Origin of the sequence: Roseofilum acuticapitatum BLCC-M154, from assembly GCF_030068475.1 — a bacterium.
Classification (GTDB): Bacteria; Cyanobacteriota; Cyanobacteriia; order Cyanobacteriales; family Desertifilaceae; genus Roseofilum; species Roseofilum acuticapitatum.
The window spans coordinates 1-18,275 of the sequence record NZ_JAQOSP010000050.1 but is presented as its reverse complement, the minus strand read 5'-3'; the positions used below and the strand labels follow the sequence as shown (position 1 = coordinate 18,275).

Annotated in this window: 12 protein-coding genes and 1 pseudogene; 6 read left to right on the top strand and 7 right to left on the bottom strand. The window is 48.3% G+C overall.

The genetic code is table 11. From position 1 onward, the window contains the following. Positions 1 to 21: 21 nt before the first annotated feature. Entirely contained in the window at positions 22 to 1,041 is a 1,020-nt protein-coding gene (locus PMG71_RS07180) for a helix-turn-helix domain-containing protein (protein ID WP_283752975.1), read from the bottom strand. Positions 1,042 to 1,210: 169 nt separating this feature from the next. Here PMG71_RS07180 and PMG71_RS07175 point away from each other — a divergent pair, with 169 nt between their 5' ends. Further along, positions 1,211 to 1,912, top strand: coding sequence for a hypothetical protein (locus tag PMG71_RS07175; protein WP_283752974.1), 702 nt, complete (start codon positions 1,211 to 1,213; stop codon positions 1,910 to 1,912). A 253-nt stretch (positions 1,913 to 2,165) separates the two neighbouring features. Further along, positions 2,166 to 3,062, top strand: coding sequence for a 2-carboxy-1,4-naphthoquinone phytyltransferase (gene menA, locus PMG71_RS07170; RefSeq protein WP_283752973.1), 897 nt, complete (start codon positions 2,166 to 2,168; stop codon positions 3,060 to 3,062). Positions 3,063 to 3,177: 115 nt separating this feature from the next. Here the strand turns inward: menA and PMG71_RS07165 are convergent, their stop codons facing one another. Genes PMG71_RS07165 through hisD form a run of 3 tightly spaced genes read right to left on the bottom strand, consistent with a single transcriptional unit; the run spans position 3,178 to position 6,311 of the window. Then, positions 3,178 to 3,774, bottom strand: coding sequence for a hypothetical protein (locus tag PMG71_RS07165; RefSeq protein WP_283752972.1), 597 nt, complete (start codon positions 3,772 to 3,774; stop codon positions 3,178 to 3,180). A 50-nt stretch (positions 3,775 to 3,824) separates the two neighbouring features. After that, the gene (locus PMG71_RS07160) at positions 3,825 to 4,997 is read right to left on the bottom strand and encodes a class I SAM-dependent methyltransferase (RefSeq protein WP_283752971.1); all 1,173 of its coding nucleotides are present in this window, start codon (positions 4,995 to 4,997) and stop codon (positions 3,825 to 3,827) included. Between the two features lie 6 nt (positions 4,998 to 5,003). After that, positions 5,004 to 6,311 carry a histidinol dehydrogenase gene (hisD, locus tag PMG71_RS07155; protein ID WP_283752970.1) on the bottom strand — a complete coding sequence of 436 codons (1,308 nt, stop codon included), beginning with the start codon at positions 6,309 to 6,311 and terminating at the stop codon, positions 5,004 to 5,006. A 237-nt stretch (positions 6,312 to 6,548) separates the two neighbouring features. Here hisD and rpsT point away from each other — a divergent pair, with 237 nt between their 5' ends. The 4 genes and pseudogenes from rpsT to PMG71_RS07135 form a co-directional block, all read left to right on the top strand. Next, positions 6,549 to 6,848 (top strand): 30S ribosomal protein S20, encoded by a 300-nt coding sequence (gene rpsT / locus PMG71_RS07150; RefSeq protein ID WP_283752969.1) that lies wholly within the window; start codon positions 6,549 to 6,551, stop codon positions 6,846 to 6,848. Between the two features lie 234 nt (positions 6,849 to 7,082). After that, entirely contained in the window at positions 7,083 to 7,883 is an 801-nt protein-coding gene (locus tag PMG71_RS07145; protein WP_283752968.1) for a TatD family hydrolase, read from the top strand. Positions 7,884 to 8,015: 132 nt separating this feature from the next. Further along, complete coding sequence (rpoB, locus tag PMG71_RS07140) at positions 8,016 to 11,342, top strand: DNA-directed RNA polymerase subunit beta (RefSeq protein WP_283752967.1); 3,327 nt, start codon at positions 8,016 to 8,018, stop codon at positions 11,340 to 11,342. An 87-nt stretch (positions 11,343 to 11,429) separates the two neighbouring features. Continuing rightward, positions 11,430 to 15,230: pseudogene (locus PMG71_RS07135) on the top strand (DNA-directed RNA polymerase subunit beta'); the annotation flags it as partial. Positions 15,231 to 15,730: 500 nt separating this feature from the next. Here the strand turns inward: PMG71_RS07135 and purF are convergent. The 3 genes from purF to PMG71_RS07120 all read right to left on the bottom strand — a co-directional run bounded on the left by purF (position 15,731) and on the right by PMG71_RS07120 (position 18,065). Beyond that, complete coding sequence (gene purF / locus PMG71_RS07130) at positions 15,731 to 17,182, bottom strand: amidophosphoribosyltransferase (protein ID WP_283752965.1); 1,452 nt, start codon at positions 17,180 to 17,182, stop codon at positions 15,731 to 15,733. A gap of 185 nt (positions 17,183 to 17,367) precedes the next feature. Continuing rightward, entirely contained in the window at positions 17,368 to 17,805 is a 438-nt protein-coding gene (locus PMG71_RS07125) for a type II toxin-antitoxin system VapC family toxin (protein ID WP_283752964.1), read from the bottom strand. A 2-nt stretch (positions 17,806 to 17,807) separates the two neighbouring features. Continuing rightward, the gene (locus PMG71_RS07120) at positions 17,808 to 18,065 is read right to left on the bottom strand and encodes a hypothetical protein (RefSeq protein ID WP_283752963.1); all 258 of its coding nucleotides are present in this window, start codon (positions 18,063 to 18,065) and stop codon (positions 17,808 to 17,810) included. Positions 18,066 to 18,275 lie beyond the last annotated feature (210 nt).

Below are 18,275 nucleotides of genomic sequence, written 5' to 3'. Positions count from 1 at the left end.
TCTACTCCACTAAATTCCCAGTTACTGATTTTCTAGGTAGTTATTATATCTTTCGTGGCACTGTTGCATCAAACGCTGAGGATGTCCTTGGGTTTCACCAATAATTTGCACAATCTCCTCTTCTGTAAATCTAACTTGTGTTGGCTCTAAGCGCGATTCAATCAATGAACGAGAAGTTGATTCATTCCATCGTTCTAGCTTTTGGGATAAACAAATATTTGCTAAGGGTGAAGTTCCAACTTTTAGATCTTCATCGGCAAAGATAATATGTAACGGTTGACTAGCTGCCAAAACCAGTTTAATCAACCCATTTTCTGCAAATCCCCGTAATTTATCACGAATTTCCAGAGTAAATCCATCACCTATCATTTTTTCAACTTCATCAATCAGTAGCAGTAATCGATGTTTCTTTAAAACACGCTTTAATTGATAACCTCTAACTTGTTCAATTTGTAACTCATCACATAGATGACAATAGAATTCATCTTCATTTTCTAGATCCTGTAAGTTTAAGTAAATGGGTTGGGTTTGCAGTTGTGCTAATTGTTCTGTCTCTCGGCTCATTTGCTTGAGTAGTGACGATTTCCCAATTTGTCGTTCTCCGATTAAGGCTACACCTCCACTAGCATGTAATTTTTCAAATATATCTCTGATATCTCGCTCTCGATTGAAAAAAAGTTTGGGATCGTTAATTACACCGGTTACGGGAATAAAAGGGTTGCCTGATGGATGAACGCTACTCATATCCCCTTGATATGATCCAAAAGTTGATAAATTACGGGATTGAAAAAAACTGTCTAGAGAAGACTTTAGATCGCTTTTGCTAACATCTTGATGGATGACATGCTTAATGTTTTTAAACATCTTACTAGCTGTGGCACGAATATGCTCTTCTGAATAGTCGTATTGTTGAGCTATGTCTTTATATTTTAAATTTTCCCATATGCCATAAAAAATATTTTGCTCAAGATCGTTGAATGGTCGGTTTGCTTGTTTGAGAAGAGCTTGAGTTTGAGTGAAAGCCTCTTTTGCAGTCATCATAGCCAATTTTAGTCAATATCATGGAGTCAATGAAGGGTAATCCTCATTTTTCCTACATTTTCCCACAAAATCTTACATAACTCAAAGTATATCTTCTCACATTCCCTTACAGACAAATCTAGGCATTAGGGAGAAGATAGGGGTATTGAGTTCAAAGGTAATGACAACCATGACTAAATCTGAACTGTGGTCTGATGCTCCCCTTCCTGCCTATACTGCACAATCTCAATGCGAAAATGGCATTAGTTATATGATCGATCGCTATGGTAATCGTCTTCCTAGCTATACTTCTATTGTGCGAGCAACTCAATCTGCTGCTGATAAAGCACGTCTCTTTCAGTGGCGGCGGCGTGTTGGACAAGCCGAAGCCAGCCGCATTTGTGCAACCTCACGGCAACGGGGAATTTTAGGACATCGACAACTGATGCATTACTGGCACGGTGAAACTACTGTCTGTCCTTCACTCATTACCGAGCATTGGCATCATTTATCGCCCTATTTAGAGCAGATTCAGCATGTCAGGCTAGTTGAAGGAAACCTATTTCACTTTTATGAAGGCTATGCAGGTCGTGTAGATTGTGTCGCCAGTTGGGACAGTATCCCTTGTGTGATTGATTTCAAATTCTGCGATCGCCTAAAACCCATCTACAATGATCAGTGTTTACAATTAGCAGCCTATTGTGGTGCAGTCAATCGTCAATATGGTTTAAAGCACAAGTTAAAAATTAATCATGCTTTACTCGTTCGCTCCACTCCCGATGAAGTTGATATCACCTTATTTGAACCTCAAGAAATGCTCCAGTTTTGGCATCAATGGCAAGCGCGAGTTGCTCAATTTTGGCAAATTCAAAATCATTCCATCTCTGCTTAGAATTCAATACCCGATTAAATTATCCCCATTTTGCTTCTGAGAAACGCTAGGCCAATCATGGTATGCTGAAAAGTTGGAGATTTTCCTTTGCTAAGTATAATGTCCTGTAATTTATATAACTATCCTAGAAGCATAAAACCGAGTAGACGATAAAACTCAAGTGGTTCTCTTTAAAGATTCCCCCATTACCAGGACAAAACCCTTTTAGGGTAAACTCTAGAAACCGATCGCTTCTCAATCTTGAAACTGTTCCATGACTACGCCCACCATTTCTGTTTCCCGAAAAAAGCTATGGTTAGCTGCCATTAAGCCCCCCATGTACAGTGTTGCCGTCATTCCCATTGGGGTGGGTAGTGCGGTGGCGTTTGCGGAAACCGGGATCTTTGACTGGTCAATTTTTACCATGTTTATTACGGCGGCGATTCTGATTGTCGCCTGGCTGAATTTAACCAATGATGTCTTTGACTCGGAAACGGGAATTGATGTGAACAAACATCATTCTGTTGTTAATCTAACGGGTAATAAAAGCTTAGTCTTTTGGATTGCCAATGCTCTGTTAGCCATAGCTGCTCTAGAACTGATTTTGATTGCCTGGTGGCAGCACGATCCGATGATTCTCGCACTGATTGCCTTAGCGGTTTTTCTCGGCTATACCTATCAAGGGCCACCCTTCCGTTTGGGTTATCTCGGTTTAGGAGAAATCATCTGTTTCATTACCTTCGGCCCCTTAGCCGTCTCTGCTGCATACTACTCCCAAAATCCGGCTTGGTCAATCGCTAACCTCAAAGCCTCGATGATTGTTGGCACGACCACCAGTATCATTCTCCTGTGTTCCCATTTCCATCAGGTGGAAGACGATATTGCTGCCGGAAAGCGCTCTCCCATTGTCCGTATCGGCACAAAAAAAGGCGCGATACTGCTGTTGTCTGCGTCTATCGCGGTTTTTGCGGCGATCGCCCGTTATATCCTTGAAGGATATTTTCCCCAATGGACAGCCCTCAGTTTCCTCAGTATCCCCGTCGCCATCCAACTTTGTCATCATGTCCTAACTTATCATGACCAACCGGAACAAGTCAAAAACTGTAAGTTTATCGCCGTTAATTTTCACTTTCTCAGTGGACTTCTGTTAGCTTTAGGGTTCGTTTTATGATAATAAGATCCTTGACCTAACTAAATTTCGTCTAGACAATAAAGCTCTTATTTTATAGAGCTACAGTCTGAACTCGAAATGCTGGAATTTGACGATGATGATTTTTAGCATTTGACTAACCGACAAAATGACTCAATATTCCTAAAATCTTGGGCAAATTTTCAACTGAATATTCTTGTAAGTCTAAGACCACTCCTTGACCTTCTAACTCTAAAAACTGCCAAACCGTTCCCGTCGTAATAACTCCATAAACCCTATCAATTTCATTACCTTGACGGTGGTTAAACAGTTGGGCTGCAACCATTTCGGCGATACATTGAGCTAAACCCGATTTAAGATTGTCGTTTTTTGCTTCTACTAAGGCAATGACTGGAGATTCGATAAAAAACTGTTGGGTCGAATGGCTAATAATAAAATCGCAAAACCCATTTAATCCTAGCTCTGTATCGACATTAAACTCAATGCCAGAAAATAAACTAATCTGTTGGTTTAACTGCTTTTTTACAGCCACTAAAATAGGTGCAACAATTAATTCCGATCGCGCTTTTTCAGAGCCGATCGCCACCGCTAGGGGGACATAATCTTCTAAAGCTTCCAGCAAAAAGGGACTGGGACTCACTTCAGGTAAGTGATTGAATTTACCTTTGCGACCGGTCAAGGTGAGGTTAAACTGTTGTTTGAGTTCCTCTAAAGTGAATTTACTGTAAGCCATGGGTTGCCACACTCATATCAAATCGGTCAATGTTAATTTTTAATTGATTTCTACGGATGGTCTAACCCTTGTAAAGTTGTACCCTTCTCCTGTTCTGTTAATCCCTTACCTTGAATCAATACCTTAAACCCACCCAAACCGAGGGGATCGATGAGCTGATGTAAGGCATCTCGACGGCTGAACAGTTGGGTAATGGAGAGAGAACTTTCCGATAAAGCTGCTAGACGATCGCCTAAACCCAGCGCCATTAAAAACAACCCTTGCTCTGTAAACCCTAATGGCTCTAAACCCCAGCCTTTGCCCTCCTGCTCTAGGGTCGTAAAGTCCACATGGGCAGTAATATCCTGATAGCCTATATTGATATAGGGACAATCATGGCGATGGTGGCGGGTATAACATTGTAGAGTTCCCGTGCTGCGTCCAGGTTGATAATAGCGATCGGCAGTGTACCCGTAATCAATAGTAACCACATAACCCCGCTCTAATCGTTGGGCGATCGCCTCCAACCACTCTAACATCCCTAAATTCACCTCCGTCCGATAGCCCTCTGGATAGGCCTCCGAACACAAATCAATCCCCAAACGATCGAAATATTGAGCTAATTTCGGCGTAGATAACTCCCCCAAAACCTCCCCCAAATGCTCCTCAGCATCCAGAGTAACAAACACCTCTTGTAGCCGTTCTCCAGAACGCACCACTACATGAACCGGAAAAGCATCAATCAACTCATTAGAAAAAAAACAGCCCTGAACTCCATCTAAATCTGCCCAGTCGCACCACTGCACTCGCGACTTTTCCCCCAACCAAGGCTCTAAAGTGTGTTGCTGTACCTGCCTTAAACCCGCAGATTTTTCGATAATCCGATAGTCGAGACTCTGAAAACACTCGCTATTATAGGCTTCTAATTCCCCCAAAACATCCGCCGCCACTTGTCCCGTTCCCGCCCCCATTTCCACCAGCGAAAAGGGAGTCGGACAGCCCAAAATCTGCCACATTTGCACCCATTGCCGGGCCAAGAGCTGGCCAAAATCCGCCCCTAGACTCGCCGAAGTGAAGTAATCGCCAGATTTGCCAATTTCTGTCTGATAGGCACTGTAATAGCCAAATTCAGGGTGATACAGCACCGATTCCATATACTGGGCAAAGGAAATCTTTTCCCCTGGCGATCGCCGAATTTTTTCCTTCAGCCATGGATACAACTGGGGATGATTGGCTGCTTGCATAACTGCCTATTCTTCCTCTGGCGATGACGTTCTCACCCGCACCGAATGGGCATGGGAAGGCAATCCTTCCGCATCGGCCAAAGTCATAATGGCACTAGCCATTTTATTCAGGGCAGTGGGTGAATATTGAATTAAGCTCGAATGCTTCATAAATGTCTCAACTCCTAATGCTGAAGCATAGCGAGCCGCCCCTGAAGTCGGTAGAGTATGGTTAGGCCCGGCTAAATAATCTCCCACCGCTTCCGGTGTCGAATAGCCGAGGAAAATCGCCCCAGCATGACGAATTTGGGGCAAAAGATCCCAGGGTTCGGCCACTTCCAATTCTAGATGTTCGGGGGCAAACAGATTCGAGAGTTCCACCGCCTCATCCAAGGAATCTACCACCACAATTAACCCATAATGGGCGATCGCCTTTTCCGTCAGAATTTGGCGCGGATGGTTAATCAGTTGTTGCTCCACCTCAGCCGCCACTGCCCGTGCTAACGTGCGATCGGTGGTAATTAAAATTGCTGCTGCGATCGGGTCATGCTCCGCTTGCGCTAACAAATCTGTCGCCACATGCACCGGGTTCGCCTGACTATCAGCAATCACCAGCACTTCCGACGGCCCAGCCAACGAATCAATGCCCACCACCCCATAGACCATTTTCTTCGCCAGCGTCACATAAATATTTCCCGGCCCCGTAATTAAATCTACCTTGGGAATGGTCGCTGTACCATAGGCTAACCCGGCGATCGCCTGAGCGCCCCCGACCCGATAAATCTCATCCACCCCAGCCAACTGAGCCGCCACCAGCACCGCCGGACTAATGCCTTGATTCTGACCCGGTGGCGTACACATCACAATCCGGGGCACACCCGCCACCTTAGCCGGAATAGCATTCATTAACACCGTACTCGGATAAGCCGCCCGTCCGCCCGGAATATAAATTCCCGCCCGATCCACCGGCGTATAATGCTTACCCAAAACCACCTCATCCTCCGCAAAATGCACCCAAGACTTCGGCGTGCGTTGGCGGTGAAACGCTTCAATTTGGCGACTGGCCAACTCAATAGCATCCAGTAGAGGCTTATCCACTTGCTGATAGGCCGCCTCTAATTCTAGGGCACTGACGCGCAACTGACCGATCTCCAGCCGTTGCCCATCAAACTCTTCTGTATAGTCCAAAAGGGCCTTATCGCCGTTGCGCCTCACGGTTTGCAGTACCTGCTGAACCGTTGCCTCTTTATGAACCATTTCCTCATCAAAGGTGCGATCGCAAATTCGCCGTAATTCCGCTTCTGCTTCAGATCGCTGGCTAATAATTCTCAGCATAGGTTAGATCAATTGCCATGTTTAAGTCTCCCCATTGACGCAACCCAGAGGGAGAAGCAACCCCAGGGTTAAACTCCCTCGATCTAGGTTATCGTCATCACCTTATAGCTTAACGTGGATTTGACGGGTCGGGTTAAGATCAAACTCAGGAGAATAAATGCTATACTCAAATGTCTGACACTTGTTTATTTCGGGTTTATCCCGAATCCTGTTACTGTTACCCTAACTTTAAACATCGTGCCTAACATCAAGTCTGCTATCAAGCGCGTTCAAATTGCTGAACGCAATCGTCTCCGGAACAAAGCCTATAAATCTTCGGTAAAGACCCTGATGAAAAAATTCTTTACCGCCGTTGAAGAGCAAGGAGCCAATCCTAGTCCCGAAAAAGCACAGGAAATTCAAAGCCTGATGAATCAAGCCTACAGCAAAATTGATAAATCCGTGAAAAGAGGCGTAATTCATCGCAACACGGGCGCTCGTCGTAAAGCCCGTTTAGCCAAGGCGCTTAAACAAATTGAAACTCCGGCCGCCTCTTGAACCCCCATCCTAAGTCCCCGATGAGTCTGGGGTAAGTTAAGGTCACCACTGCGCCTGTCTAGGGTCAATTCACGAACCATACCTTCACCCCTGGAGACTCGATCCCAAATCCTCCTGCGGAAACTTGGGTTTCGATCGCCAGGATGCCCTCACCAATAGAGAGTTAGGCATCAGCAGTCTCGGCTATGGCCGACCTTTTTGCGTGCTGGTTAAATTCTGAAAGCTGGGAGAATCATGCAGTTAATCGATACCCATGTCCACATTAACTTTGATGTGTACAATCAAGAAAGAGACGATCTAAGGAATCGATGGAGCGGGGCAGAAGTGGTTCAGTTGATCCATTCCTGTGTAACTCCCCAGGAATTTGAAAGCATTTCTACCTTAGCCCACCAGTATGAGGAACTCTATTTTGCCGTTGGTCTCCATCCCCTAGAGACCCATAACTGGGTTCCCGAAATCGGAGAGCAAATTTTCAGTTTAGCCCAAAGCGATGCCAAAGTGGTGGCGATCGGAGAAACCGGCTTAGATTTTTACAAAGCCCAGAACCGATCGCAACAACAACAGGCCCTAGAGGCGCAACTGCAAATTGCCCATAAACTCGACTTACCGGTGATTATTCACTGTCGGGATGCGGCAGCCCCATTAGCGGAATACCTGCAAAAATTTTACCCAACCCACGGAAAACTGAAGGGAGTCATGCATTGTTGGGGAGGAACGCCAGAAGAAACCCAATGGTTTTTAGACCTAGGGTTTTATATTAGTTTTAGTGGCACAGTCACCTTTAAAAAAGCCACTCAAATTCAAGAATCCTGTCAAATGGTTCCTGGCGATCGCCTCCTAATCGAAACCGACTGCCCCTTTCTAGCCCCCGTCCCTAAGCGAGGCAAACGCAATGAACCCGCCTACGTGCGATATGTGGCCGATCGCGTCGCCTCCCTACGAGGCATCCCCCTAGAAACCCTAGCCCAGCAAACCACCCAAAATGCTCGAACCCTCTTTCAACTGCCTCCTAGGGATAAGGAGATAGGGAGATAGGGAGACAAGGAGATAGGGGGAATTTTTGCCTATTATCTATTCCCCATTCCCCATTCCCCATTCCCCATTCCCCATTCCCCTCGCCCTGAGCGAAGCCGAAAGGCATTACCCAACCCACGACCCCTCTTGATAATGAATCAGATTACCGAAACTTCCACCCAGTTTACCCTACCCGATCTGGTCGAAATCCAACGCTCAAGCTTTCGCTGGTTTCTAGAAGAAGGATTAATCGAAGAACTCGACAGTTTCTCCCCCATCTCCGACTATACCGGAAAACTCGAACTTCATTTTATCGGCAAAAACTATAAACTCAAACGTCCCAAATACGAAGTAGACGAAGCCAAACGTCGGGACGCAACCTATGCCGTACAAATGTACGTCCCCACCCGCCTGATCAACAAAGAAACCGGAGAAATCAAAGAGCAAGAAGTCTTCATCGGCGAACTGCCCCTAATGACCGATCGCGGAACCTTTATCATCAACGGAGCAGAGCGGGTAATCGTCAACCAAATTGTGCGATCGCCAGGAGTCTACTACAAATCCGACACCGACAAAAACGGTCGTCGCACCTACAACGCCTCCCTCATTCCCAACCGGGGCGCATGGCTCAAATTTGAAACCGACAAAAACGGTTTAGTTTGGGTCAGAATCGACAAAACCCGCAAACTCTCCGCCCAAGTCCTCCTCAAAGCCCTAGGCATGAGTACCGGTGAAATCCTCGAAGGGTTGCGCCACCCCGACTACTTCCAAAAAACCATTGAAAAAGAAGGAGACTTCACCGACGAAGAAGCCCTACTGGAACTCTACCGCAAACTGCGACCCGGAGAACCCCCCACCGTCAACGGAGGGCAACAACTCCTAGAGTCCAGATTCTTTGACCCCAAACGCTATGATCTCGGCAAAGTCGGACGCTATAAACTCAACCGCAAACTGGGCCTAACCGTCCCCGCGAGTATTCGCGTCCTCACCCCCAAAGACATCCTTTCCGCCATCAACTACCTGATCAACCTCGAATTCGATATGGGTAGCATTGATGACATTGACCACCTGGGAAATCGGCGCATTCGCTCCGTAGGCGAACTACTACAAAACCAAGTCAGAGTCGGCTTAAATCGCCTAGAGCGCATCATCCGCGAGCGCATGACCGTTTCCGACTCCGACTCCCTCACCCCCACCTCCCTGGTCAATCCCAAGCCCCTAGTCGCTGCCATCAAAGAGTTCTTCGGCTCCTCCCAGCTCTCCCAGTTCATGGATCAGACCAACCCCCTAGCCGAACTCACCCACAAACGGCGGTTAAGCGCCCTAGGCCCCGGAGGACTCACCCGCGAACGGGCAGGCTTTGCCGTGCGCGATATTCACCCCTCCCACTACGGTCGCATCTGCCCCATCGAAACCCCAGAAGGCCCCAACGCCGGGTTAATTGGCTCCTTAGCAACCCACGCTAAAGTCAACGAATTTGGCTTCATTGCCACCCCCTACTATCCCGTAGAAAAGGGCTATGTGCGCCGAGACCTAACGCCTATCTTCATGACGGCCGATGAAGAAGACGACCTGCAAGTAGCTCCCGGAGACATTTCCACCGATGAGAATGGCAAAATTTTAGGGGAAATCATTCCCGTGCGCTATCGCCAGGAATTTACCACCGCCTCCCCCATGGAAGTAGACTATGTAGCCGTTTCTCCCGTGCAAATTATCTCCGTCGCCACCTCCCTGATTCCCTTCCTGGAACATGACGACGCAAACCGCGCCCTGATGGGATCGAACATGCAACGGCAAGCCGTTCCCCTGCTGCGTCCAGAGCGCCCCTTAGTGGGAACTGGGCTGGAAGCACAAGCGGCGCGGGACTCTGGGATGGTGATCGTCTCCAAAACCAATGGAGTAGTCAGCTATGTGGATGCCACCCGCATTCGGGTGACTTCCGATCCCGAACCCAATCCCGAAGGGGCAGAAGGCGACACCCTTCCTCCGGGCATCATTGAGTATGAACTGCAAAAATATCAACGGTCGAACCAGGATACCTGCTTATCCCAGCGTCCCATCGTTTATGAAGGCGATCGCGTCCGAGTCGGTCAAATTCTCGCCGATGGTAGTGCCACCGAAGGCGGAGAACTCGCCCTCGGTCAAAATATCCTCGTCGCCTACATGCCCTGGGAAGGCTACAACTACGAGGATGCCATCCTGATTTCCGAGCGCCTCGTCTCCGAAGACCTCTATACCTCCATCCACGTCGAAAAATACGAAATTGAAGCCCGGCAAACCAAACTGGGCCCCGAAGAAATCACCCGCGAAATTCCCAACGTCGGTGAAGACTCCCTGCGGAACCTAGACGAAGGAGGCATCATCCGCAAAGGAGCCTGGGTAGAATCCGGGGATATCCTAGTTGGAAAAGTCACCCCTAAAGGAGAATCCGACCAGCCCCCAGAAGAAAAACTCCTCCGAGCCATCTTCGGAGAAAAAGCCCGTGATGTAAGGGATAACTCCCTGCGAGTTCCCAACGGGGAAAAAGGGCGCGTGGTAGACGTGCGGATCTTTACCCGCGAACAAGGGGACGAACTGCCCCCCGGAGCCAACATGGTCGTCCGCGTCTATGTCGCCCAAAAACGGAAGATCCAAGTCGGCGACAAAATGGCAGGACGACATGGGAATAAGGGGATCATTTCCCGGATTTTACCCCTGGAAGATATGCCCTACCTGCCCGATGGCACGCCCGTGGATATTGTCCTCAATCCCCTAGGGGTTCCCTCCCGGATGAATGTCGGTCAGGTGTTCGAGTGTCTGTTGGGATGGGCTGGGGAAAACCTAGAGCGCCGGTTTAAACTGCAACCCTTTGATGAAATGCACAGCCGAGAAATGTCTAGGACAACGGTGCATAACAAACTGCAAGAAGCCGCCCATTATACCGGGAAAGATTGGCTCTATGACCCCAAAAATGCGGGCAAAATCCAGTTGTTCGATGGTCGCACCGGCGAACCCTTCGATCGCCCCATCACTGTGGGTAAAGCCTATATGCTGAAACTGGTTCACCTAGTGGATGATAAGATCCATGCTCGCTCAACCGGCCCCTACTCCTTGGTCACCCAACAGCCCCTGGGTGGAAAAGCTCAACAGGGTGGACAGCGCTTCGGAGAAATGGAAGTTTGGGCACTGGAGGCGTTTGGGGCAGCCTATACCTTGCAAGAGTTGCTGACGGTGAAATCCGATGATATGCAAGGGCGCAATGAAGCCCTCAATGCCATTGTTAAAGGAAAAGCCATCCCTCGACCGGGAACTCCAGAATCCTTTAAGGTGCTGATGCGAGAATTGCAGTCCCTCTGTTTAGATATTGGGGTGCATAAAGTCGAAACTCGTGAAGATGGAGACTCTAGTGATGTAGAAATCGATTTGATGCAAGAAGGGGCCGGCCGGCGATCGCCAAATCGACCCACCTATGAATCGATTTCCACTGACTTCTCCGACTAATAGGCAACGCAAGAAACCCGGTTTCTTGAAGAAACCGGGTTTATCTTACCCCCCACCATGACCCATTCATTACCCATTACCCATCCCATGATCTTCAAAAATCGCGTTATTGATAAAGGCCAACTCAAAAAACTGATTGCTGCGGCATTTGGGCAATATGGTACAGCTCGCACATCCGAAATGGCTGACCGGCTGAAAAATTTGGGCTTTCGCTTTGCTACTCGTGCCGGAGTCAGTATCAGTGTGGATGATTTGCAGATTCCGCCCTCGAAACAAGAATTACTGGAAGCGGCTGAAGAGCAAATCCGCGAAATTGAGTTGCGCTATTCTAAAGGTGAAATTACAGAAGTAGAACGGTTCCAGAGGGTAATTGATACCTGGAACTCCACCAGTGAAGCCCTGAAAGATGAAGTAGTTCGCTATTTTAAGGCCACCAATCCCCTCAATAGTGTGTATATGATGGCCTTTTCTGGAGCGCGGGGGAATATTTCCCAAGTGCGTCAGTTGGTGGGAATGCGGGGATTGATGGCTGACCCGCAGGGCGAGATTATTTCCTTGCCCATTAAGACCAATTTTCGGGAAGGGTTAACGGTAACCGAGTATATTATTTCCTCTTACGGAGCGAGAAAGGGTTTGGTAGACACCGCTCTGCGAACAGCAGATAGTGGCTATTTGACCCGGCGCTTAGTGGATGTGTCCCAGGATGTGATTATTCGGGAACTTGACTGTGGAACGGCGCGGGGAATCACAGTAGAGGCCATGTGTGATGGCGATCGCATCCTCATTCCCCTAGCCGATCGCCTCTTGGGTCGGTCTTTGGCTGAGGATGTGGTCTCTGAAAGCGGTGAAGTCGTTGCCCGGCGCAATGATTGGCTCAGTGAAGACTTAGCCCAAGTTGTTGCCAAACATACTAAAAAAGTGAAAGTGCGATCGCCCCTAACTTGCGAAGCAGCGCGATCGGTCTGTCAAGCTTGCTACGGGTGGAGCTTGGCTCACCATGCCCCCGTCGATTTAGGCGAAGCCGTGGGCATCATTGCCGCCCAATCCATTGGTGAACCCGGCACACAGCTCACCATGAGAACCTTCCATACCGGGGGAGTCTTCTCCGGTGCTGCCCGTGACATCCTCGCCCCCACCGGTGGAAAAATTAACTATGCTGGCATCAAAACCCGCCAGGTTCAGGGGGAAGACGGCCCCGAAATTCAAGTCGAAACAGGGGGCGTACTTGAACTCATTGTAGATGTGGAAATCCGAGAACTCGACACCGAAGAGTCTCCCCTCAACCTCTCTGCTCTCGACCAAAAGAAAAAGCATAATATCCACAAAATCCCCATTAACACCGGTTCTCGTCTGCTTGTCCAAGACGGACAAATGATTAAACCGGGAACCATCATTGCCAATACGCCCCCCTCTAGGGCTGCATCCCGCTCTACCGAAAGAGCAACCAAAGACGTAAGCACCGATATTTCCGGTGAAGTGCGGTTTGAAGGGATTATTCCCGAAGAAAAACGCGATCGCCAAGGCTCAACCACCGTCATTGCTCGGACTGGGGGCTTAATTTGGGTACTGTCCGGAGAAGTCTATAACCTGCCCTCCGATGCCAAACCCGTGGTCAACAACCAAGATCAAGTCCAATCCATGGATGTGTTGGCCATGAGCAACATCACCACCAAACATGGGGGAATTGTGCGGCTCCCCGATGGAGAAGAAGGGCGCGATGTCGAGATTATCACCGCTCAAGTGATCCTCGACCAAGCAACTGTCACCATCCAGGAAAAAGGCAGCAAGGAAATTTACCTGATTACCACCCGCGATAGTCAGCAATTCTCCCTACTCGCCACGCCCGGAAGTAAGGTCACTTCAGGCCAAGTTGTCGCTGAATTAATCGATGACCGCTATCGCACCAACACCGGCGGAACCCTTAAGTATGCTGGCATTGAAACCAAACGGCGCAGTGGTTCTGGAAAGTATGGCCAAGAAGTGGTCAAAGGGGGAACCCTACTCTGGATTCCAGAAGAATCCCATGAAGTCAATAAGGATATCTCCTTGTTGCTGGTGGAAGATGGCCAGTATGTGGAGGCCGGAACCGAAGTGGTCAAAGATATCTTCTGTCAAACCTCTGGTATTGTTACCGTGGTGCAGAAAAATGATATCTTGCGCGAAATTATCGTCAAACCGGGTACATTACATCTGATCACAGACCCCGAAGATATGCCTGCCGAAGGTATGGTACGGCCTCCAGAAACGGTCATGGGAGAAGAAGTCGAAGCCCTCTCCTATCTGGAAATTGTGCAAACTCCAGAAGGCATGGGAGCCTTATTGCGTCCAGTGACTGAGTTTCCGGTTTCCGATAGCCCTCCGGGGCCCTCTACCTCCACGGGGGAAAAGGATTTGATCCAATTGCGTACCGCCCAACGGTTGCCCTATAAGGACGGAGAGCGGATTAAGTCGGTGCAAGGAGTCGATTTGGTGCGAACCCATTTGCTCTTGGAGATTAACCCAGATTATTTGGGTGAAGGTTCGGGTGAGAAGAGGAGTTCTTTAGAGGGTTTGGAATTAGTTGCCGATATTGAACTGATTCCTGCTCCTGAGCTTAACCAAACCACTGAAGACGGAGAAGAGATTGAGGTCATGCGCCTCCAGTTGGTCATCCTAGAATCTTTGCTGATCCGTCGGGAAGGAATTGCGGATCTGACTCAAGGACAAATTCGCACTCAATTGTTGGTTCAAGAAGGGGCTGAAGTTAAACCTGGGGATGTGATTGCTTCAACAGAAATTTTGTGTAATTCTCCAGGGGAAATTGCGGGACTTCGCAATGATGATGAGCAGGTGAGACGCTTGTTGGTGGTTCGTCCCCGCGATCTCTTTACTGTGGATCTGGGGGATAAAATCGATCAGCTCCAAGTCCAAGAAGGCAATCTTTTGGTCGCAGGTACGGAAGTAGTTCCAGGCATCCGGCTGACGGAATCGAGCCAAGTGGAGTTGATTGACAGCACCGATAAAACTATGGTTCTGCGCTTGGCTCGGCCCTATCGGGTGTCTCCGGGAGCTATTCTGCACTTGGGAGACGGGGGCTTAGTCCAACGGGGAGATAAGCTGGTGCTACTCGTGTTTGAGCGGGCGAAAACGGGGGATATTATTCAGGGTCTGCCCCGGATTGAAGAACTGCTCGAAGCCCGTAAACCGAAAGAAGCTTGTGTTTTAGCCCGTCGTCCTGGAGAAGTGCAAGCGGTGGAAGGGGAAGATGATTTGCGATCGATCCGTGTGGTGGAAATTGATGGCACAATGACCACCTATACCTTGCTGCCCGGCCAGAGCTTGATGGTGGTGGAGGGAGAACGGGTAGAAGCGGGAACCCCCATTTCTGATGGCCAGCAAAATCCCCATGAGCTGTTAGAGATTAAGTTTAACTGGTATTTAGAGCAGGGGATGTCCCATTATGAGGCGGCCATGGGTGCTTTGGCCCAGGTGCAACAGTTCTTGGTGGATGCAGTACAAGGGGTGTATCAGTCCCAAGGGATTGATATTGCGGATAAACACATTGAGGTGATTGTGCGCCAGATGACTTGTAAGGTGCGCCTGGATGATGGCGGAGATACGACTATGCTGCCGGGTGAGTTGATGGAGCTGTATCAGGTCGAACAGGTCAATGAGGCGATGTCGATTACGGGAGGAGCGCCCGCAAAGTATACTCCGGTGTTGTTGGGAATTACTAAGGCTTCCTTGAATACGGATAGCTTTATTAGTGCCGCAAGTTTCCAAGAAACCACAAGGGTACTGACGGAAGCGGCGATCGAGGGTAAATCCGACTGGTTAAGAGGCCTGAAGGAAAATGTGATTATCGGGCGTTTAATTCCTGCCGGAACTGGATTTAATGCTTATGAGGAGGGTCGCGGGCCCATGGCTCCGGATTATGATGCGGGGATTGACCTGGATGATGAAATTGTCGGATCGGGTTTATCTGATAGCTTCTTGTCTGGCCATGGGTATTCTGGGGCTGCTGATGATTCCGAGTATGGGGTGATGTCTGATGAGTTTTCTTCAGGAAGCGGGCGTAATATTTCTTATCCGATGTTTGATAATTCTGACTCAGATGTGGATGATTTGCAGGATTTGGTGGTCGATGACCGCACAGCTTACCGCTTAGATCCGAAATCGAGTGGGGATAAGTCATCGGCGAAAAAGCGCAAAACCCCTAAAGGTAAGGTGAAAAAACCCGATCCCATTCTGGATATGGATTTAGAACTCGATGATGAAGAGCTAATTTACGATCCGATGGAGGATCAGGAAGATTAGTTAAGAAGATGAGTGAAGTGAAGAGGGTGTGCGATGAACGCGCACCCTTTTTTTAGGTCTCGCTATTTTAATCGGGTGACGGTGCTACACCATCAGGAATGAGTGGTTTCTAGCATCAGTTTAGACCGCTTGAGAGGTTCGGGGATGGCAATGGGATAATTGCCGGTGAAACAAGCGGAACAAAAGTTACTTTGATGGTCGCCGGTAGCATGGTGCATGGCTTCCCAACTTAGGTAAGCTAAGGAGTCTACGCCAATTTGTTGGGCGATTTCGTCTACGGATTTAGTGGCGGCAATCAGTTGATCTTGATTATCGGTGTCAATTCCGTAGAAACAGGGATGGGTGACGGGAGGGGAAGAAATTCGCATGTGAACCTCCGTTGCTCCCGCATCGCGCATGGCTTTAACCAGTTTCTTGCTAGTCGTTCCGCGCACAATGGAGTCATCGACTAGAATGATCCGTTTTCCGGCAAGGACATCCTTGAGGGGATTGAGTTTCATGCGAATACCCGATTCGCGCATGGCTTGAGTGGGTTGGATAAAGGTGCGACCCACATAACGGTTTTTGATCAGACCTTCGGCATAAGGGATACCGGAGGCTTCCGAAAATCCGATCGCCGCCGGAATGCCGGAATCGGGTACACCAATAATCAGATCTACATCTGCATAGGATTCTTTAGCCAAATAATGGCCCAACCGTTTGCGATAACTATAGATGGTTTCTTCCTCCACCACGCTATCGGGACGGGAGAAGTAAATCATCTCGAAAATACAGAGCTTCGGTTGGGGTTTTTGGGCCCAATGGAAGGAGGCTAATCCTTCTTCAGTGATCCAAACTAACTCACCCGGTTCCACATCCCGCAGGTATTCTGCCCCAATAATGTCAAGGGCGCAGGTTTCTGAGGCCAGCACGTAGCGGCAGGGATTTTGACCCAATGTGCCAATGACTAGGGGGCGGATGCCATGGGGATCTCGAACTCCCATGATGCCGTCCGGTGTGCCGATGACGAGGCTATAGGCTCCTTCGCAATAGTTAAAGGCCGAGATTGCGCCTTCTAACCAATCTTTACCACTATCGACTTCTGTGGCGATCGCCAAAGCAATCATTTCTGAGTCGGTCGTTGTCAGGAAACAATGATTTTCTTGGGTTAATTTATCTCGTAGTTCCACAACATTGACAATATTGCCATTATGTGCTAGAGCTAGAGACCCTAATCGAGTATCCACCACGGCCGGCTGGGCATTAGCCACCCGTGAGGAGCCAGTGGTGGAATAGCGGACATGACCCACCGCACTTTCCCCCACCAAACGATTTAGGGTAGGTTGATTGAAGACTTGGGAGACTAAGCCCATATCCTTATGCCAATGGACTTGCTTGTTGCTAAAGGTGGCAATGCCTGCGGATTCTTGTCCCCGATGTTGGAGGGCATACAGGCCAAAATAGGCAAGTTTGGCAACCTCTTCCGAGGGGGCGTATATACCAAACACACCACAGGCTTCTTCGGGTTTATCGGCACGGTTGGGATTCAAAACATCAAGCTCCATAGGTTCGATGGGGATAGGTAAGCGATATCACGTTTTTGGTATTGTTTTCTCAATTTAGGGTAGCTCAAATTAAAAAACCTGTTGCTCAAAATGTAAGCGTGGATACCTAATTTTATTTTAAGGTTTTCTTAACCCATTGGGAATGGGGTGGGGGGAATGGGGGGACGAGGGGCGCTCCCATCCGTTCAACTCCTGCCATCAACCAAAACAATATCAGAAAATTGACTGTGAACCTGATTAAAGAGCCGTTTATCTCCCGTATAAAATATAGCTCGATAGTCTTGAGCTAAAGCAAGATAATGGGCATCATAAGCGGCCGGAAGGTCAAACTGTTGTGCTAACGCAACCGCTTGGAAGTGCAATTGCAAATCGCTTTTGATGCTAATCCTCAAATTAAACACATCTTCTAAAGCCGTTTGCACTTCATCTTCTTGCAGTTGTCCCGCTCTACCCATCCGATAAATAGCATTTGTTATTTCATAATAAAATAGTGTGGGCGCAATAATTTGTTTATCGGCTGCTTTCCACTGTCGCCAATAGTCACCGTAGATAGTTTCTTCTGGGGGATGGGTAACCAATCGAACGACAAAATTAGCATCAGGACAAATAAAATTAGTCGTCATACTTACTCTGGTTGAGGAGAACAAGCTTCAAGCAACTCTTGGCTACGATCTTCGCGCATCTCTGCAAAAACATCATCAATAGAAGGGTCAAAAGCTTTACTCTTACGTCGATCATGAATCGCTTTTCGATGCTCCATAATTTGATCTAAAGTTGTTTGCCAATCCTCTGGTTTTTCAACCTTTTTTATGACCGTTGCCTTATCTTCTGGGGGAAGAGCATCAATGAGTTGGAGAATGGCATCCACTAATTTTGTATTCATAGTTAATTCGCTTTTTTTCCCAAACTACCCTTAAATTATACTATTTAATGATAATTAATTTGGGTGTATGGGTGGGGGCGGGTTCAGGTAAGTTATCGGTGGGTGTTATAGATTTGGGGTTAACCCGCCCCTACGGGGGATCATTGCAGGAGGGAATGGGCTAAATGTGGAGACGGCGAGGGATGGCTTGTTGATGGCGATCGCCCATTT